Raw genomic sequence first — 19403 nt, 5'->3', positions numbered from 1 at the left:
CCGGCGGCCGAGAGATTGACACAGGACGGCCCGCCGGGCCTGGCCGGCCTAGACAGGTGCCGGCTGAAGCAGCATGCGCCGGGTTTGCCGGGATGCGCAAATCAAACAAATCAAGGAGATGCAACGGATTGTGAGGCACGTCGCGACGACACCGTCGCACCGCCGCCGTCAGTTAACTGCGAAGCGAAGGACACAGCGTTTACCGACAGGCGAGCCAGGTTCCTACCGGCCGCAAGCCGCAAAAACCGCTTCAAACTGTCGGAAACCGGCGATAGGTTCGAACCATGTCCCAACCCGCCAATCCGATCTCCATTGCCCGTCGCGATCAGATGTTTCCAGTGCTGGCTGAGGCGGACCTGGACCGCATGGGCCGTTTCGGCGAAGCCGTGTCCTATGCTGCAGGCGAACAGATCGTCAAAGCCGGCGAGCTGGCGCCCGGTCTGATCGTGGTCCTGTCCGGCAAGGTGGATATCATCCAGGGCGGCAGCTTCGGCCGGCGCGAAACAATCGTCACGCACGGTGCAGGCAATTTCGTCGGCGAGTTGGCGCAGCTTTCAGCCCGACCCTCACTGGTGGATGTGGAGGCGGTCGAGCCGGTCGAGGCGCTCGTCATCCCCTCGCAAAGGCTGAGGGACCTGATGGTGCAGGAAGCAAACCTCGGCGAGCGCATCATGCGGGCGCTGATCCTGCGCCGTGTCGGCCTGCTCGAGAGCGGCACAGCGGGCCCGATCATTGTCGGACCGGTCGACAGCGGCGACGTTTTGAGGCTGCAAGGTTTTCTGGCCCGCAGCGGTCAGCCGCACCGGGTTCTCGATTCTGCTACCGATCCCTGCGCCAGGACGCTGATCGAACGCTTCCATGTCGATATCCACCATTTGCCGATTGTGCTCTGTCCGAACGGCAAGCTGCTGCTCAATCCCGGAGAGAACGAGCTTGCCCGCTGCATCGGCCTGGTGAGGCCGATCGACTCCGGCAAGCTGTACGACGTGGCCATTGTCGGCGCCGGACCGGCCGGCCTCGCGGCGGCCGTCTATGCGGCTTCCGAAGGGTTGTCGACGATCGTGCTCGATTGCCGTGCCTTCGGCGGACAGGCGGGTGCCTCCTCGCGCATCGAGAACTACCTCGGTTTTCCGACCGGCATTTCGGGAATGGCGCTGATGGCGCGCGCTTACAACCAGGCGCAGAAATTCGGCGTCGAGATGGTGATACCGGACGAGGCGAAGCTGCTGGGCAGCGCAAGCGACGCGTCCGGTGCCCACTACACGCTCGCCGTCGGCGGCGGGGAGACCGTGCGGGCACGGTCGGTGGTGATCGCCAGCGGAGCGCGCTATCGCCGCCTCGACATGGCAAACCTGGCGCAATTCGAGGGAACCTCCGTGCATTACTGGGCTTCGCCGATCGAAGCGCGGCTTTGCGCCGGGCAAGAGGTAGCCCTGGTCGGCGCCGGCAATTCGGCTGGTCAGGCTGCCGTCTACCTGGCGGCGCATGTGAAGAAGGTATGGCTGCTGGCGCGCGGCAGCAGCCTCGATGCGAGCATGTCGCGCTATCTGGTGGAGCGCGTCAGGGCACAGCCGAACATCGAAGTGCTGGCTGAGACGCAGATTGCGGCACTGGAAGGCGACGACGGCAATCTTGGCAAAGTGCGCTGGCGCAACCGCGACACCGAGACAGCACGTCCGATCCGCCACCTCTTCCTGTTCATCGGCGCCGATCCGAACACCGACTGGCTGGCGCAATGCGGCGTGGCGTTGGACGCGAAGGGCTTCGTTCGCACCGGGCCTGACATTGGCCAGGAACGTGGTGCGCTGGAGACGAACCGCGGCGGGGTGTTCGCCATCGGCGACGTGCGCTCCGGCTCGATCAAGCGCGTCGCCGCTGCCGTCGGCGAAGGCGCCCAGGTGGTTGCAGCGCTGCATGCATATCTCGCGCGAAACGGCAGTCTCGCCGTGGCGCCACAACTGGTCAGGAGCGTATGATGGCAGACGAATGCAGGCACGCCGGGGACATTCGCGACGTGACACCGAGCGCGCTCGGCTGCGAGGAATGCCTGAAGAGCGGTTCGCAGTGGGTGCATCTGCGGCTCTGCCGCACATGCGGCCATGTCGGCTGCTGCGACGACTCGCCCAACCGACATGCCACCAAGCATTTTCGGGCAACCGGCCATCCTGTCATCGAAGGCTACGATCCGCCGGAAGGTTGGGGATGGTGCTACATCGACGAAATCTTCCTCGACCTCGGCGACCGCACCACGCCGCAAAACGGTCCGATACCGCGCTTCATTTGAGCTTTTTGCGAGCGGGCCGCTACAGCAATTCCAGGAAAAGTGTGAACGGTTTTCGTCCGGAATTGCGTCAAAACAAAAGATGGAGCTGTTCCGCGTTTCCGTGAAACGATGAACCGTTCTAAAGCATGTCGCGCAAAAGTGTGCAGCGATTTTGCGATAACGACATGTATAAAACAAGAATCTAAAGCGCGTCGCATGAGGCCGATCGAATGCGACGCGCTTTAGTCCAAGGCTGCTTCGGCTTGAGCGGGCGTATCGCGTCCCTCTGGTGGTGCCGATGACCGCTCGCGCATATGCCTGACGGTCTGGAGGACACGATCGGCAAGAGATGCAAGCGCGCCCTGTGCCGTGCGCGTCCCGATGACGGATTCCAGCGTAACCGCCTGCGTTGAGAATTTGTGTTTGAACGACTCTGCGCCACAGAGGAAATCGACCGTGCTCAAGCCGTGATCGATCGACCACTGCACGTAATCCATCAACAGGATCACACCCGGCGACGCCCGGCCGAAATCCGGATCGAACGTCGTCACGAAGGCCATCATCACGTCGTGCTGGACGAAGTTGATCGACACCGCGATCATCACGCCATTGCATTCGAGGACGAAGATATGCAGCACGCCGGCGCGCGCCAACGCATCGACGAGCGCGGCGAGTACCGGCACGCCCTCTTCGAAGAGGTCTGATTCACGCATGCGCTCGGTCAGCCATTTCCGCTTCAAGGCCGCGAGGCGCTCCAGTACCGGTTGCAGCGGCTCGTCGGGCGCAAGCAGGCGAAATCTCACCTCTCCGGTTTCTCCCAGCGCCTTGATGCCGCGCCGATAGTTCTGGCGCGTCTTTTTCGACTGGTCCGCCAACCATGCCGCTCCGCTTTCCCATTGTCCGGCAACGCGATAGCTGACTTCCGTTCGGTGAAAGTGACGAAGCCTGATGCCGCCGGAAGCTCCCGGCGTGAAAATTTTGCGGGCCGCCGCATCCGGCGAGAGACGACTGATCAAGGCAAGATCGAAGCCGCCTGCATCGCAGAGTTGGGTCCATAGCTCCTGCAACGCCGACAACGAGCATTCCGGAGCAACGAGAATATCCCCATAGTCGGTATAGCTGCCGGCCGCCCATTCGAGAAACCGCAGCCCCCTGCGCCTGCCGATCGCCAGCGGAACGACAGCAACGAGTCTCTCGCCCTTCCAGACCAGGCCGATCCGCAACGCGCGCTGGTCACGGCGTTGTACGGTACTCCACCATGCCGAAATCCAGGCATGGCTTTGAAAGATCAGCCCGTCGGTACGATGCCAAAGCTCCATCCAAGCGGCTTCGACCGCAGCCAGGCGATCCGCCGAACGGACGATTTCCAGGCGCTCCGCGCCTAGGACGTCGATGGAAACAGCGGTGTTCATGAAGGAGAACTGTCCTGTGGCTGCGCGACCACATTGGGCCGTCTGTGAAACAGTCGCATGACATGCCTTGCCATCTTCTTGAGCGGCAGGATGTAGAGCCCAAAGAGCGACTGGTAATCGCGCACATCGCGATCGACCAGGCCAAATTTCAGGTCTTCATCCGGCTCCGGGACAAATTGCGTTCCGAACAGACGATCCCAGAACGAAAAAAGCAGGCCGAAATTCTTATCGTAGTGACGCGGGTCGATGCTGTGATGCACCTGGTGCCAGTGCGGACACAGGATGATGTTGTTCAACGAGCCGAACGATATCTTGAGATGCGTATGGCGAACAAAGTCCATCATCAGGATGTTGCGGATGACGTAGACGTTGATGCCGAAGATAGCGACCTCTACCGGATCGAGTGCGATCAGGCTCCAGACACCGAAGCAGATGCCCGGGATGACGCCATCCCACATACGGTTGATCAGATCGTCCAGCGGATGAACCCGGTCCTTGGTGATCCCCACCATCACTTCGGCCGAATGATGTACCTTGTGCAATTCCCACAGGAACGGGAAACGGTGCTGGGCGACGTGGTAGAGGTAGTATGAAATATCATAGGCGACCAGCATGGTTGCGGTGAAGATGACGATCGTCACCGGTCCCGCCGGGCCGCCGAGAAGCGGCGCGTGGATGTTAAGGAGCCAGCCAATTGCCTCGCGTGTGCCATAGCCCACCGCGACGACGAAGGTGACGCCGGCAGGAATAAGCAGGAAAGGCATCATCGCCCGTTTCGTGATCCAGAACAGGGCGTCGGCTCGCGCCGACGGGTGCAGGATGACTTCCTGTGGGAAGGCGAAGTCGAAAAAGTCCCTGAGGGACTTATGTTCGGCAGTTCGCCAGTAGGCGATCACCGCGCTGCCCAGTGCGGTGAGGAGAAGCAGGCCGAGCGTGGTCAGATTGACGTTCGAAAGCTTTTCCACAATCGCTCTGGCAAATTCGGAAAACATTGATGCAGCGGCTCCTGGTCGTAAGAAGGCAGTCTGGGGTCGTAACAAGGCGATCTGGCGAATAGCAAAGCACAAAATTCCCGCCAAACTCGCTACGCCGCCTGCAACCAGTGGCTGTTGCGGGGCGCAGCGGGCAAAGCAGGCTGGATGGTGCGAGACTAGCAGATCAACGGTAACGAAACCGCTAAATGTCCAAACGTAATTAATGTCGAATACGGCTGGAACTCGCCCGGCAACTCTACGTTGGCACCGGTTTTTGCTGTTGCGGCGGGTGAATTGGGGCAAGATGGATATCGATCCCGGCTTCGCCCACTTCACCGTGCCAGGCGAGGCGTTCGGCTTGCTGCCTGGTGCCAAAACGCAGTGAAACCCAACCGCCTTGGCCCGGCATGTCACCGCCGGCGCCGATATCGAGCGCAGCATCAGGAAAGCGGATGGCCAACAGTACCTCGTCGCCGCGCAATACCGTGACCGTCTCTTCGTGCCGATCGGCATGGAGGCCGGCGGCCAGTTGGAAGACGATCTCGGACTGGCGCCTGCCGCCGAGCAGTTGGTCGGTGATGAGGATGCCATCGGCCTGGCGCGCCAAAGTGCGCTGATGCACGACGCCGAAGCGGCTTCTATAGCCGTCATGCCGGGCGCTCAGCCTCCAGTGCGGTCCCGGCTCGCTCTCCACCAGCGCTGCGACTGCCTTGTGCGACCAGTTGAAATTTCCAGCGATGGTGCTTTGGCTTTTACCCTCGATATTCAGCGTGTTGTGCGCCGCCGTGGAGCGGAACCAGTCGCGCCATGCGCCTCCCGAACCGTAGAGCCAGGTGCCTGGATCGACCAGCACCGGCTCACCGTCGATGCACAGGGTGAGCGACAGCGCGTCGGCATGGCCGTGCGCCGCTATCGAGAGATAGCCGAGCGGTCCATGGTCGAACGTCAGTTCGACATTGCGGCCATTCATTGCTCCGCGCCAGACGGAGAGCCCGCCTTGCGTGAATGTCTGCAAGCCATGCACCGCGGGCGCCGGGCCTGACGGCGCACCAAAGAAAAGCGAACGAAAATCGTCAGGCTCCGGCGCGTTGCCCGGCGTCCCCAGTAAGCCGTGGATGGCGGCCGCCACGGATAGGATATAGTTCGGCTCGTCGCCCAGCTTCAGCACATGGCCCTCATCGTCGTCGCCGAAGCGGGCGGCTTTCTGTGGCAGCCAGCCGACGAAATTGGCGAAGGCGCCCAGACGCGCTTCGACGGCCGAGGGAAACGGCGTTCCCGCCTGGCGTGCCGCGGCGGCGCACAGCAAGATGAGTTCGGCGCTGAAGGCTGCATAGGTCGGCGTTTGCTCAGCACCGGCGCCGTCGGCAAGAATCTGCTTGTGCGTCTCATGTAAGAGGGCGCTGCGGGCAATTTCGGATTCGGCCCCGAGCGCCAGGCCAACCAGATATTCGCCAGCCAACTCTGCGACGAGATGGTTGTTGGCGGAGGAATATCGCGACGGAAACCGCGGCAGCCAATAGGCGCTTGCCGCGAGTATCTCACCAGCTTTCCGCAGCGTCGCCGGGTCAAGCCGGTCACCGATGAGGTCCAGGGTGACGATCAGGCTGATGGCTCGCAGCGCTACTTCGATGCCGGAAGCCCAGCCAATGCCTCGGAACGGCGGATTGGCGGAATGCCAACTGCCGATTGCCGCCTCAATGGCACTCCGGGATCGATTGTCCTCGCTGAGGAGCAGGTGTGCAGCCAGTACTGGCAATTGCTGCAGCCGGTTGATCTCCCAGACATATTTTATATCGCCAAGATCGCCGCCATCGCGAAAATCGATATCGAAAGTATGAGCCTCGGCGCCAGGCCAAAGCCTGCCGGTTACCGGATCAAGACGCCAAAGCTCAGCAGGAAACAAAAGATCGGGCTCACGCTTTGGCCATGTCCGCCCGAGTGCCGAAAACCGGCCATGAAGCATCTCTTGCGCGGCCGCCGCTATGGCCTGCCGTTGAGCGTCGGTCGCTGCCAGCGCAGCATGGCGAAATCCGGGCAGCACTGGGTGCAACTGCGGCGATGGATAGCGCTCCCACCCATCATCGCGGCGGCGCGACGCGGTCCTTCGACGTTGCTCGCCCAGCCGGTGCAACACCTCGGCCGGTCCCATGCTGCGCAATCGGTTGATGTACCAGCCGATTCTCATGCACGCCCCGTCAACGTTTCGGTCCTTGTATACCATGCCGTCGAAAAGCTGCGGGCCGGCAATCTTCTTTCCCGTTCGTTGCGGCTAATATCTCCCGCGAGCATGCGGAGGGAGCGATGCGAAAAGCGTTGTATGTTGTTGCCTGGGTGCTCGCCTTGCTTGTGGCGGCCGACGCAGAGCCCATCCATCTCAAGCGCGGCGTTGGCGTCCATCAGTGGCTCAACTGGTCGCCGGTGGAGAAAGACGGAACCTACGTTTGGCCGCCCTATCGCAGCGAAAAGGAGTGGCTTGCGGAAAGCAGGCCGCTCACCGACTGGCCGGCCGGGGAGGTGTTTGCCCACATCCGATCGATGGGCTTCGACTTCGTCCGGTTGAGCGTCGATCCCGGCCCGCTGCTTGCCAGCGGGGACGCCAAGCGGCAGCAGGCGCTGGACATACTTGCCGCCGCCGTCGAGCGGATCACGGCGACCGGCCTCAAGGTGGTTTTCGACCTGCATGGCGTCACTCAGATTCCCGACTACAGCATGGAGATGATCTATGGCGGCGCCGACAGCGAGGGCGTTGCCCGCTATCGTCAAATGGTTGTGGCGGTCGCCGCCATGCTGGTCAAGATAGGCACCGACAAAGTCGCCCTCGAACCTTACAACGAGCCCGCATACTACCCTTGCGATGCGAGCGGCAGCGATCACTGGCAGCGGATCATGGCAGGGACCGTCCACGACATTCGAGCGGTCAGCAGCGAACTTACCATCGTTGCAACCGGCGCCTGCGGCGGCAGCATTGCCGGATTGGTCAACCTCAGCCCCAGCTTTGATGACCCAAACCTCTATTACAGCTTCCATATGTATGAGCCGCACAGCTTCACCCACCAGCGGCCCGATGACACGATCAGCTTTGCTTCGGGACTTCCCTGGCCGGCCGACAGCAGTACACCCGAAGTGGTGACCGAAACCCTTAGAGCGCGGATGGAAGCTGCCGGCTTGAGCAGGGTCGAGCAGGTCATGAACATGGCCACCGCGCGCCAAGCAATCGCGAACTATTTCGAGCAGAACTGGGGCCAGAGCCAACTGGAGGCGAGCTTTCGCCAGGCTGTCGACTGGGCTGAAGGCCATGGCATTCCCAGCCGGCGGCTCTTCATGGGCGAATTCGGCGCTATCCTCATGTCCGCGGACGGCCGCATGGGCGCCTTTGAGGCCGACCGTTCGCGCTATCTCAAGGCAGTGCGCCGAGAGGCCGAACGCTTCGCGATCCCATGGTCTGTCTGGGAGTTCTCCAATCCCTATGGGATGAGCCTCATCCCGCCCGATGGTCCCCCGGTTCCCGACCCGGAGATGCTGCAGGCATTGGGCCTGCCATAGGTGCCGTCACTCGCCCTCACCAGCGAACAACCGGTGGCAACCCCTGACCGCCAGGCTCGATCGAGGAACGGCCCGTGGCAGCTTTCTCCCGGTTGGGTTGTATTGGCACGAAGTGTTTAACACATTTGTTGTACTGAAGTGAGGAATGCGCGCGCCTAGGGGGAACAATGTGTGGAATTGCCGGATGGATCGGTCGAAGGGCCAAAAATCCACAAGAGCGGGCCGCCAGAATGTCAAACGCATTGCGGCATCGCGGTCCCGATGCCGAAGGCACCGAGATATTGGACCTGAATACCGGCGAGCAACAATTGGCATTGGTCCATCGCCGCCTGGCGATCATTGACTTGGCGCCTGAGTCAAATCAGCCGATGCAGATTGAGGACGGCCGTCTCAAAATAATTTTCAACGGAGAGATATATAACTACATCGAGTTGCGCCAGGAACTGATCGGCCTTGGCCATCATTTTCGAACGCGCTCCGACACCGAGGTGCTGCTCCGAGCCTACGATCAGTGGCGCTTGTCCATGTTCGACCGGCTGAGCGGCATGTTCGCCTTTGCACTCTGGGATGCTCAGAGGCAAGAATTGATCCTCGGCCGGGATCCCTTCGGGGAAAAGCCGCTTTACCTCATGCAAAGCGAAAGATTGCTGCTGTTTGCCTCGGAGATCAACGCATTGTTGTCGGCGCAGCAAGATGCGCAGCAACTCGATCTGGATGCCGTGCACGAGTATCTGAACTGGCGTTATGTGCCGGGACCGCGCACGCTCTTCAAACAGATCCGCAAACTCAATCCCGGAAGCTATGCTGTCTGGTCGCAAGGGGTAGTCAAGGAAACGCGCTACTATACGCCTCCGGACCAGGCGGCCGTAACCGAGCGGATCGACGGAAAAACCGCCAAGCGGCGATTTCTGGAATTGCTCGACCATTCCGTCGAGATCAGGATGCGCAGCGATGCACCTTTTGGGGCCTTTCTCTCCGGAGGACTCGACTCCTCGGCTATCGTCGCCCTGATGGCCAGGCACAGCGCCACGCCCATTCGCACGTTTTCCGTCGGGTTCGACGACGCAGCCTATAGCGAACTTGCATTCGCCCGGCGCGTTGCCGATCATTTCAAGACCGATCATTGCGAACTTGTCATCCAGCCAGGCGATCTGATGGATCACCTGCCCGCGATGGTTCGCCAACGCGGGGGACCTGTTTCGCAAAGCAGCGATATTCCAATTTACCTGATGTCGGAGCGCGCCTCGCAGGACGTCAAGATGGTGCTCACCGGAGAAGGAGCCGACGAGATTCTCGGCGGCTATCCCAAGCATCGCGCGGAATCACTGGCCGGGATCTACCAGTCGCTTGTTCCAGCCTCGCTGCACGATAACGTCCTTTCCCCTTTGGTACGCGCCATGCCGGGCGCGTCGGCCAAGGTCGATACGTTTGCCCGCACCGCGGGCGAAAGGGACTTTGCCGCCCGGATGGTCTCCTGGTTTGGAGCCGTTTCGGCACAGCAGCGCGCTTGCCTGATCGGCGCGTCCGCAAATCGCCGTTATGAGCGCAACGACTTTCCGTTCTCGTCAAGCGCTGCGGCCTCCCATCTTCGCCGCGTGCTGTTTTTCGATCAGACATCGTGGCTGCCTGACAATCTCCTGGAACGAGGCGACCACATGATGATGGCCGGTTCAATCGAAGGAAGAATGCCGTTCCTCGATCGCGACCTGGTTTCATTCGTCAGCAAATTGCCCGATCGCTACAGGCTGGGTTGGTTGCACAGCAAGCAGATCCTGCGCGACAGCATGGCCAATATCCTCCCGGAGGAAATTCTCAGCCGCCGCAAGGTCGGGTTCAAGGTACCTGTCGCCGAATGGTTTCGCGGATCGATGAGGAACTACGTGCATGACCATCTTTGCTCGCCTCACTCCGTCATCCGCAGCTATTTGAGCCCGAAACAGCTTGATCAAATCGTCTCGGAACACACCACGCGTGCCGCAGACCACGAAAAGCTGATATGGGCGCTGTTGAATTTGGAGATATTCCACCGCGAATTCAGGCTTGAAGCGCCGCCGTCATTATCGGCGTCAGCGCTTGACCGGTTGACGGCTTGACGCCGCCGACCGCCAGACATCGCAGATTGCGCCGACAAACGGGGCGAGCTCAAGCCGTTCCCGATGCACGGCCATGGCACCGGCACCAAGCTTTGCCCGCAGTGCCGGGTTCTCCACGAGGCGGCTCAGCGCCTCGGTCAACGCTGTAACATCGCCTGGCGGCACCAGCAGCCCGGATTGCCCGTCGGTGATTATGTCTTCGACGGCGCCAACCGGGGTCGCCACCACCGCCAAACCGGCTGCCATGCCTTCGATCACCGACATCGGCAGATTTTCGGCGAAGGATGGAAGAACTAGAATATCGGCCGAAGAAATCAGCGATGCGACATCGTCCGGTCCCACCCAACCCGGAAAGGCGATCCGGTCTGCAATCCGCAGCGCGGCTGACTTTGCCCGTGCCGCCTCGACTTCGCCATCGCCGGCAATCGTGGCGCGCCAATTCTTGACGGGGTTCATGCGGTGCAGTGCCTCGAGCAATTGCGGTACGCCCTTGCGGTCGCCGATGCGGCCCAGGAACAGGATATGCACATGGTCGCCGCCGCCGACATGCGCCAGCGACGGGACTTCGGTCGCATTGGGCACGATCACGATATTGCCGGCTGCGCCCGGCGCCCGGCTGGCGACGAAATCGCGCCAAAGCCTGCCCAAAACGATCACCCGATCGGCATGCTCGAACAGAGCTTTGATACGGCGGCTTATGAACCCGCGATCGGCTTTCCAGAATGTCTGATACTGCGCCCCGTGCAAATGCAGGACGTAGGGTATCGACAGCAGCCGTGCGCAGGCGGCGATCACCATCTTGCGGTAGGTGCTGCCGGAAACTGAGATGTTGATATGAATGACATCGGCGCGTCCAGCCAGACGCGCTTTAAGCATCCGTAAGCAAAAACCGAGCATATAGAAGATCGAAAGTCCGACATGCCCCGGGCCACGACTGGCAAGGAAGCACACATCGATGTCGGCGATTTCTTGCCGTTCGAACTCCTGCTTCAGCGCCCCCATGATGCGGTCGATGCCGCCCTGCCCCGAAACGCCCGAGGGCGTCGCGACCAGGACATGTATTTTTCGATCGGATATCAGGCGCTGCAACATGATGGTACTCTAAATAACACAGACCGGGTAACTGCAAAGCAAACGTTCCCGATAAGGTTTACGGCAAATCTTTTAGTTCAAACTGAATCTGTTCACCCTTCGGCGTCATCGGGCTGGATTTTCCGCCAGTCGGCGGCTAGTCGAAGGTGAGTTTTCCAGGGACACGCCCTTGCTGCTCCGTTCCACGCTCATTTATGCTCCGGCGATCCTGCTGACGCGAATTTCGGCGCTGCTCCTGCTGGTCGTCGTGACGCGTTTGATCGACCAGACCGAGTATGGCCTGCTCACCCTGGTGGTGACCGTCGGCGAAATGACCGACATTGCCGTCACCAACTGGCTGCGCATCGCCTTGCTCAGGCTTGGCGGCAAGGGCGAAGTCAGCCGCGGCAGCCTGATGCTGGCCGGGCAGGTGTTGCTTGCCACCACGGCACTGGCGCTGGTCATATCGGTCGGCGCGTCGGCGGTGATCGTGCCTGAACGCTGGGTCGAGTTCGCGATCGCAGTCTGCGGCTATCTGGTCGCCGGGTCCATCAGCCGCTTCGCCTTGACGGTGCTGCAGATGCAGCAGCGCCATTCGGTCTATTCGATGCTCGAAGCCCTGCGTGCCCTGCTGCAACTCGCGCTGCCGATCGGCGCCATCCTTATCTTCCAGGATAGCTTTCTGACGGTATCGCTCGGCTCGAGCTTCGGCGCCTTGATTGCCGGCATCGTGGCCGGCATCATGGCATCGCGACGGCTCGTTGCCGGTCCGCCGCGTTTCACCCACAGGGACTTCTTTGCGCTCGGTGTGCCGCTGATCATCATGGCGCTGGTTGGCTTCGGGCTCAACAGCGCGGAGCGTCTGTTCCTCAAGTTCTATTACGATGCCAGCGCCGTGGCGATCTTCGCGGCAGCCTATGCGCTGGCCCGCCAGCCGATCGATATGGTCGCCAACGCCATCAACATGGGCGCCTTTCCCGAGGTGGTTAGCCGGTTCGACGAGTATGGGCCCGCGGCATCGGGTCGGTTGCTGTCGCAGTTAATGTCCTTGATGATGCGGCTTTGCCTGCCGATTGCAGCGATGCTGGTCGCGCTCAGCAGCGATATCACCGAGCTCATGCTGCCCTCGCAATATCACGGCCGCTTCGGCCTGCTGTTTCCGATCATTGCCTTCAGCGTGCTGTGCGCCAACCTCACCAGCTTCGTCTATGGCGTCGTGGTGCACGCGCACAAGCGGCCGTGGCTGCTGATCATCGCCAATCTCTTCGGCTCGGTGGCAACAATCGCATTGTCCCTGCTGTTGATCCCCCCGATGGCGGAGATCGGCGCCGCTTTGGCGCTGGCGGGGGGCTCGGTGGTGGGCTCCATAACCTGCATCATCATCAGCGAGCGGCTCACACCGGTGCCGGTGCCGTGGCGCGACATCGGTGTTTCGGTAATCATCTCGCTCAGCACGGGGGTGGCCGCCAAGCTTGCCAGCATGGTGGCCGGCGACGTGCCGGCGATCTTCTCGCTTGTCGCCGGCGGCACCACCGGCGCCGCGGTTTTCTTCGGGCTGACCTCGTTGTTCCACCCCGTGGCAGCGACGCAATTCGTCGCCCAGCTGCGAGCGCGGCTACGGATCGCGTAAAGCGAAGTCCAGGGGCAACGCCTGTTTTGTGGGGGGAACGCGAAACTATAAACCGGCGTTTCGGCGCCAGCGACGCTCCCAGAACTCCCGGCACAGCAGTCCCGCATAGGCAGTGTTGGTGTCGTAGTAGCGGCGCCACAAGCGTCGCGGCTCCTGGACGACGCGGAACAGCCACTCCAGGCCGGCCGCTTGTATCAGCTTCGGCGCACGGGCAACCTTGCCCCCATAGACGTCGAAACTGCCGCCTACGCCCATCACGAAGCTTGAGGCGAGTTCATCGCGGTAGCGTTTGAGAAAGCGTTCCTTGCGCGGTGTCGGCATGGCCACCAGCAGGCAGTCGGCGCCCGAGGCGTTGATCGCCGCGACGATCCCGGCCTCGTCCTCCGGCTTGAAATAGCCGTTGCGCATTCCCGCTATGACGAGGCTCGGATGGTCCTTGGCAAGTCTCACTACAACCGCGTCGAGAACGTGCTGTTCGGCCCCCAGCAGATACGGCCTGAATCCACGCTTCGCGCAGAGGCTCAGCAGATTGATCATGATGTCGACGCCCGCCACCCGCTCGGGCAGCGCGACGCCGCACAGACGTGCACCCCAAAGCACGCCGATGCCGTCGACATTGACCACGTCCGCCCCGGCCACGTCCTCGCGCAGCTCGGCATTCTGGCGCATGGTCACCAGCTTGGCGACGTTCACGACCACATGATGCAGCGGCCGCCCCAGGGTCATCGCCTCGTCGGCGATGGCCAGTGTCTCGGCCATGGTCAGCGCATGGATCGGTGCACCAAGGAACTCCCGGCGCCGTGATGCCAACAGGGAATGCTGCGCCCATGCCGGGGCGTGCGCGTTCATGCGGCCTGCTCCCTTGCAAGCGTCACTTGTGCGACCTCTGGTTTCTTGCCTTCGATGCGGGCGTCGGGCTTGCGTGCCTTGCGCCACGTCCACAGACCCCTCGTATCGACGAGCTTCTTGTCCTTGAGCGCTTCGGGGTCGACCAGATTGAACTGCCGATGGTCGACCAGGAGGACGACGATATCGGACTTGTCGATGGCCGAAAGTGCGTCGGTGAACACGATGCCCCTGCCCTCGAGCTCATGCGGCAGCGCATTTGTGTTGGGTTCAGCCGCAATGATCTTCACATTGGGGTTATCGGACAGAAGCTTCACCACCTCGACGGCCGGGCTCTCGCGCAGATCGTCGATATTGGCTTTGAAGCTGAGGCCAAGACAGGCGATCGTTTGCTTGCGGGAGGGGTCGAGCAAGGCCTCGATATCCCTGACCACCGACATCGGCCGCTCGGAATTGATCCGGCGTGCCGAAGCCATCAGCCGCGTGCTGTTGGGTGCGGCGTCGATGATAAAATATGGATCGACCGCAATGCAGTGACCGCCGACGCCCGGGCTCGGCTGGAGGATGTTCACGCGAGGGTGCCGATTGGCGAGATCGATCACTTCCCATACATTGAGCGACAGATCCTGACACACGGCGGCAAGCTCGTTGGCAAAGGCGATGTTGACGTCGCGGAACGCGTTCTCCGTCAGTTTCACCAGCTCAGCACTTTCGGCCGTTGTCATGAACAGGTCGCCGGTGACGAAGGTCGAATAGAGTGCCGCGGTCCGCTCCGCCGATTTGCGGGACAATCCGCCGATCGAGCGATCGTTGTTGATCAGCTCGGTCAGCACCTTTCCCGGCAGCACACGCTCGGGCGAATAGGCGACCAGCACATCGGCGTCTTCGCCATGCTGGACAGGAAATTTGAGATCGGGCCGCAACTCGGCAAGCAGCCCGGTCATGATACGCGTGGTTCCAACCGGCGATGTCGATTCCAATACCACAAGGTCTCCCCGCTTCAGCACGGGGGCGATGCTTCGTGCCGCCGCGAGCACGTAGGTCACGTCCGGCTTATGATCGTGGGTCATCGGGGTCGGCACGGCGATGATATAGGCGTCCGCCGGCTGCGGCGTGCTGTAGGCCATGAGCTTGCCGTTCGCCACGACCTTCTGGATCAGACCGTCAAGGTCCGGCTCGACGATGTGGATTTCGCCGCGGTTGACCTTCTCGACCACCGCTCCGTTGACATCGACGCCAATGACGTTGAGCCCGCGGCTGGCGAAAATGGCGCAGGTCGGCAGGCCGATATAGCCCATGCCGATTACGGAAACGGTTTTGATTTCAGCCATGATGCAGCAGTTCCTCAACAATCCGGTTACTGGCCCGGCCATCGCCATATGGGTTGTGTCGTTCCGCCATGCCGCGATAGGCAGCCTGATCGTCGAGCAGGCGATTGGCGTTGAACAGGATTTTTTCGACATCGGTGCCGACAAGGCGGGCGGTGCCGGCCACGATCCCCTCGGGTCGCTCGGTATTCTCGCGCATCACCAGCACCGGCTTGCCGAGCGACGGCGCTTCTTCCTGAACGCCGCCGCTATCGGTAAGCACCAGATAGCTCTGCTTCTGCAGGTACAGAAACGGCAGATAGTCCTGCGGCTCGACCAGATGGATGTTCGGCACGCCTTCCAGCTCTGCGTTGACCACCGAGCGCACATTGGGGTTTGGATGGACAGGGTAGACGACCTGCACGTCTCCGCGCGCGGCCAATCCCTTCAACGCCGTACAGATGCGCTGGATGCCGCCGTCGAAATTCTCGCGGCGATGTCCGGTGACGAGGATCATCTTCTTGGAAGGATCGAGGAAGGGAAAGCTGGCAGCGAGCTTCGCGTTCATCAGCCTGTCGGCATCGATCGCGCTTGAAAAATGCAACAGCGTGTCGATCACCGTGTTGCCGGTCACGAAAATGGTGCTTTCGGCCTTTCCTTCGGCGATGAGATTGTCGCGCGCTTGAACGGTCGGCGCAAAATGCCAGGTGGCGATGTCGCCGGCAATCTTGCGGTTCAGTTCTTCAGGAAACGGCGAGTTGATGTTGTGGCTGCGCAATCCTGCTTCGACATGAGCGACGGGGATACGCTTGTAGAAGGCAGCAAGAGCCGCGGCCATTGCCGTGGTGGTGTCGCCCTGTACCATGACGATATCGGGCTTCGCCTTGTCCAACACCTCAGCCATGCCCAGGAGCACGCGCGAGGTCACATCGAACAGCGACTGGCCGGGTTGCATGATGTTGAGATCGTGGTGCACAGGCAAGCCGGTCAGCTCGACAACCTGGTCGACCATTTCACGATGCTGGGCGGTTATGCATATTTCGGTGATGAAGCCTGGATGAACGAGGGCGGCACGCGCCACTGGAAAGCATTTGAGTGCCTCCGGCCTAGTGCCGAACACGATCAGCAGTTTCTGCCTGGATGGCAGTTTTGGACGTGAAAGGACGTTCATCGCTGATCCTGGTCGCCTGCAGCCTTCGGGACATGCCGACTATTGCCCGCAAGAGTCATAATAGCGCCGGAAAGCGCCTTCGTGATCTCAATTCTTAATATATGATTAACAACCAAGGCCGCGTTCTCCCGGTTTAACTCTTGTGAAAGGTTGGGCTGACAAGTAGTCTATGGCAGTAGTCTTGAAAAAGAATATATTGGATTGACTAATATTTTAATCATCGGCCACGCCGACACATCCCGGCGCTGGGAAAATGAGCTTCTGGCGCGGTTGAGTGCGGCTGGACATGCGGTTTCGAGTTGCCGCGCGCCGACGCCTGAACCCAATGCGCGCACGATGGATAATGTGCTGGCGCTCGAGGGCCGGCGCTTCGGCCCCTCACTGGCAAGCCGTTCCCGGCCGTTGCCGTCCGGCGACACCGGCCCAGTCGATCTTATAGTCGATCTCACGGCTACCGCCGCACGACGCGGCACGCCTGTCCTGACGCTCGAATTTTGCGGCCAAAGCAGCTTTGCCGCAGGCATGACCGAGATGCTGGCGAGCGGGCGGCTGCCCGAACTCACCGCGCGCCTCGACGGCGTTGCCGTCGCCAGGGCGCGGCCGATGATCAGCGACCGGTTGTGGCTGTCCCGAACCAGCAACGACCTGCTCGCCGGCGCCATCTCCCTGATTGCCCAATGTGTCGCCCGCTTTTCCGCGGGCAAACTTGCGCCGATTGCCGAGAGCCCGGCGCCGCCCCTGCAGAAAGGCGGATTTATCGGGCACTATCTGCCCTTTTTCGGCAGGGGGTTAGTCGACCGCGCCGTGCAAAAACTGCGACGTGGTCGGCGTCCCTTCTATTGGCAGGTTGCTTATCGGCTGATCGACGGTCCAGGCGTCGCCGAAACCGGACTGCTGGATGGTAAGCCCTTCACCGTGCTTGCCGATGACGGGCAGCGCTTCTACGCCGATCCGTTCGTTCTCGAGCGCGACGGCCGTCATTTTCTGTTTGTCGAGGAGTTTCCCTACTCCACCGGCCGCGGGGTGATTTCCGTCGCTGAACTTGGCACCGACGGCACTTTCGGCGTACCGAAAGTGGTGCTGGACGAAGCGCATCATCTGTCATATCCGCAGGTGTTCGCTCACTCCGGCGAGATTTTCATGATCCCTGAAAGCGCTACGGCGCGCGAAGTGGTGCTCTACCGTGCCGTGCAGTTTCCGGATCGCTGGGTACGCGATACGGTGCTGATGACGGACAGGGATTTCAACGACGCCACGCTGCTCGAATCCGACGGCCGTTTCTGGCTGTTGGGGACGGAGCGGTTCGGTTACGGCAGCGCGTCCGACACGATGGCGGTCTATTCCGCCCCTGCGCTGCGTGGGCCTTGGGTCGCGCATGCGCTCAATCCCATCGCCGTCGATCACTCGGCCACTCGGCCGGGCGGCGCTTTCATCCGCCAGGGCGACGCTTTGCTGCTGCCGGTGCAAAACGGGTCTAGAGCCTATGGCGGCGGCCTGGGATTGATGCGGCTGGATCGGCTTGATGATTTCGACGTCCGTTTTGAACTGCCCCGCCCAATCGATCCCGGGCCGGCATGGGCTCGGTCCGGCATTCACACGCTCAATCGCGCGGGCGGTGTCGAGGTCGTGGACAGCGCCGGCTGACCGGACCCGAGGTCCGTGCTTAACGAGATCCAGCCGGGTTTGGGCTGGATGCAGCGGCCGAAGGCATGCTCTCGAGCGAGCCTCCATGGGGCTGCTTCCTGTAGGCAAGCAGCAACACCACGATGATCGTCATGTCCGGCGTTTTTGACGAAAGCGCGTTGTTTGACAGCGCGGCAAGCAAGAACGTTATGGTGCCGATCCATGCCGGCAGCGGCGCCCCGCGCAGCAGCCGGAAGACGAACCAGAATATCAGCGCTGTAAACAGCAGGGCTATGGGCAGGCCGAAGAGCAAGATAATTACCACCGGCGCGCTTTCGATGTAGGGCAGATGCAGCTTCTGCCGGACGATCGCCAGCAGGTCGTCAACGTTCATGCCGAACAGGATGTCGTTCCAGCTGACCAGTCCGAACACCTGATAAATGGTCACCCGGGCCATGAAGTTTTCGTCGAAGATGGTGTTGCTGAACCGATTCAGCAGACCGCCCGCAAACAGCATCGCAACAAGCACCGCGCCGCCTGTCACGGTGAACATCAGCACGACAAATTTGGCCTGCCGCTCATATTTGAGCGACAGGCCCGGCCAAGGCACGAACAGCAGCAGAATGAGGATTTCGCCGGTGGCGAGCATCAGCGCGGCGCGAGCGCCCGATGCAGCGCAACCGATGAACAACAGGAAGATCGCCATCACCCGCGCCCATATGCGCCAGTGCGTCAGCGGCACGAATCCGATGGTTGTGGCGCAGAGCGCGCCCAGTGCCAGCGGATGGGCCGACAGGCCAGTTGGCCTGAATTGCAGTTCGTTCAACCCATAGGGCAACAGCCGATGTTGAGTCACCGCCTCGATGGTGCCGATGACAGCGCTCAGGATCGCCATCCCGAGCACGACGTCCCCCAGCGCCCGCCGCACCTCTGCATTCAATGCCAGCATCAACAGGCCTGTGGCGCCGGCCACCAGATAGGTATCGATGATGAACCCGGAGGAGCCCGCACGGCCGGTAACGAACAGATAGGGCACCAGCGCGAACATCAGCACCGAATAGCGGATCAACGCCTTGAATATTCCAATTTCGTCGCCGTGCAGCAGAAACGGCCGGCTGAAAAGAACGATAGGAAGCAGCAGGATGATCGCATAGGTGCCGAAATGCAGCTTCTCGTAGAACGAGCCTCCCTGGGCCGTATAGTCGACGACCATGTTCATCACCTGCGGTGATACCGTAAAGCGAAGCAGGAGCGCGAACGCCGCGCATAGGAAAAACAGCAGCGACAGCGCGTTCTGACGGCGCGCTCGGCTGGACGATAATCGTTCCGAAGCGGCAGCGGGATAGCTCATGGCCCATCCAAATGGCGATATTCGAACGGCATTCTGGGCAACGAAATCCCTTCAACGTCCGCCGGACGGACAGCGTGAGCGGTAAAATGGGCCAACTTGGAAAATAAGATGTTAACGAT

The 19403-nt window shown here is 61.3% G+C and carries 14 protein-coding genes; 6 read left to right on the top strand and 8 right to left on the bottom strand.

The features are described 5' to 3' along the window. The first annotated feature begins 284 nt into the window (after nucleotides 1–284). Nucleotides 285–1976, top strand: coding sequence for an FAD-dependent oxidoreductase (locus NKI24_RS04310; RefSeq protein ID WP_352449639.1), 1692 nt, complete (start codon nucleotides 285–287; stop codon nucleotides 1974–1976). Next, complete coding sequence (locus NKI24_RS04305) at nucleotides 1973–2284, top strand: UBP-type zinc finger domain-containing protein (RefSeq protein WP_036238601.1); 312 nt, start codon at nucleotides 1973–1975, stop codon at nucleotides 2282–2284. The genes NKI24_RS04310 and NKI24_RS04305 overlap by 4 nt, the downstream gene beginning before the upstream one ends. A gap of 221 nt (nucleotides 2285–2505) precedes the next feature. Here NKI24_RS04305 and NKI24_RS04300 read toward each other — a convergent pair whose 3' ends face one another. The 3 genes from NKI24_RS04300 to NKI24_RS04290 form a co-directional block, all read right to left on the bottom strand. Next, nucleotides 2506–3675, bottom strand: coding sequence for a GNAT family N-acetyltransferase (locus NKI24_RS04300; protein ID WP_352449640.1), 1170 nt, complete (start codon nucleotides 3673–3675; stop codon nucleotides 2506–2508). Beyond that, nucleotides 3672–4667 (bottom strand): sterol desaturase family protein, encoded by a 996-nt coding sequence (locus tag NKI24_RS04295; RefSeq protein ID WP_352449641.1) that lies wholly within the window; start codon nucleotides 4665–4667, stop codon nucleotides 3672–3674. Before NKI24_RS04295 ends, NKI24_RS04300 begins: the two co-directional genes overlap by 4 nt. A gap of 238 nt (nucleotides 4668–4905) precedes the next feature. Then, nucleotides 4906–6834: a heparinase II/III family protein gene (locus NKI24_RS04290; protein WP_352449642.1), complete on the bottom strand. Its 1929-nt coding sequence runs from the start codon at nucleotides 6832–6834 to the stop codon at nucleotides 4906–4908. A 116-nt stretch (nucleotides 6835–6950) separates the two neighbouring features. On the opposite strand from NKI24_RS04290, the gene NKI24_RS04285 reads away from it, so the two are divergent. Both NKI24_RS04285 and asnB read left to right on the top strand, forming a co-directional pair. Further along, nucleotides 6951–8192 (top strand): glycoside hydrolase family 5 protein, encoded by a 1242-nt coding sequence (locus NKI24_RS04285; protein ID WP_352449643.1) that lies wholly within the window; start codon nucleotides 6951–6953, stop codon nucleotides 8190–8192. A gap of 167 nt (nucleotides 8193–8359) precedes the next feature. Further along, on the top strand, nucleotides 8360–10285 hold the full coding sequence (gene asnB / locus NKI24_RS04280) for an asparagine synthase (glutamine-hydrolyzing) (protein ID WP_352449644.1): 1926 nt from the start codon (nucleotides 8360–8362) through the stop codon (nucleotides 10283–10285). Here the strand turns inward: asnB and NKI24_RS04275 are convergent. Continuing rightward, nucleotides 10259–11377: a glycosyltransferase family 4 protein gene (locus tag NKI24_RS04275; RefSeq protein WP_352743567.1), complete on the bottom strand. Its 1119-nt coding sequence runs from the start codon at nucleotides 11375–11377 to the stop codon at nucleotides 10259–10261. The two genes, asnB and NKI24_RS04275, sit on opposite strands and share 27 nt — an antisense overlap. A gap of 169 nt (nucleotides 11378–11546) precedes the next feature. Here NKI24_RS04275 and NKI24_RS04270 point away from each other — a divergent pair, with 169 nt between their 5' ends. Further along, nucleotides 11547–12986 (top strand): lipopolysaccharide biosynthesis protein, encoded by a 1440-nt coding sequence (locus tag NKI24_RS04270; RefSeq protein ID WP_352743565.1) that lies wholly within the window; start codon nucleotides 11547–11549, stop codon nucleotides 12984–12986. 45 nt (nucleotides 12987–13031) lie between these two features. On the opposite strand, the gene NKI24_RS04265 is transcribed toward NKI24_RS04270, so the two are convergent. The 3 genes from NKI24_RS04265 to wecB are packed head-to-tail and all read right to left on the bottom strand — an operon-like array spanning nucleotide 13032 to nucleotide 16310. After that, nucleotides 13032–13835: a WecB/TagA/CpsF family glycosyltransferase gene (locus tag NKI24_RS04265; protein ID WP_031211886.1), complete on the bottom strand. Its 804-nt coding sequence runs from the start codon at nucleotides 13833–13835 to the stop codon at nucleotides 13032–13034. Further along, on the bottom strand, nucleotides 13832–15163 hold the full coding sequence (gene wecC, locus NKI24_RS04260) for a UDP-N-acetyl-D-mannosamine dehydrogenase (protein WP_352449647.1): 1332 nt from the start codon (nucleotides 15161–15163) through the stop codon (nucleotides 13832–13834). The genes NKI24_RS04265 and wecC overlap by 4 nt, the downstream gene beginning before the upstream one ends. Further along, a complete protein-coding gene (gene wecB / locus NKI24_RS04255) occupies nucleotides 15156–16310 on the bottom strand; it encodes a non-hydrolyzing UDP-N-acetylglucosamine 2-epimerase (protein WP_352449648.1) in 1155 nt (384 codons plus the stop codon). The genes wecC and wecB overlap by 8 nt, the downstream gene beginning before the upstream one ends. A gap of 201 nt (nucleotides 16311–16511) precedes the next feature. Here wecB and NKI24_RS04250 point away from each other — a divergent pair, with 201 nt between their 5' ends. After that, nucleotides 16512–17954 carry a glucosamine inositolphosphorylceramide transferase family protein gene (locus NKI24_RS04250; RefSeq protein ID WP_352449649.1) on the top strand — a complete coding sequence of 481 codons (1443 nt, stop codon included), beginning with the start codon at nucleotides 16512–16514 and terminating at the stop codon, nucleotides 17952–17954. A 19-nt stretch (nucleotides 17955–17973) separates the two neighbouring features. Here NKI24_RS04250 and NKI24_RS04245 read toward each other — a convergent pair whose 3' ends face one another. Beyond that, complete coding sequence (locus NKI24_RS04245) at nucleotides 17974–19284, bottom strand: VpsF family polysaccharide biosynthesis protein (RefSeq protein ID WP_352449650.1); 1311 nt, start codon at nucleotides 19282–19284, stop codon at nucleotides 17974–17976. Nucleotides 19285–19403: the final 119 nt, after the last annotated feature.

The sequence above is a fragment of the Mesorhizobium sp. M0701 genome (genome assembly GCF_040320365.1).
Taxonomy (GTDB): domain Bacteria; phylum Pseudomonadota; class Alphaproteobacteria; order Rhizobiales; family Rhizobiaceae; genus Mesorhizobium.
The sequence above is the reverse complement of the archived record's forward strand: the minus strand, read 5'-3'. Positions and strand labels throughout refer to the sequence as shown.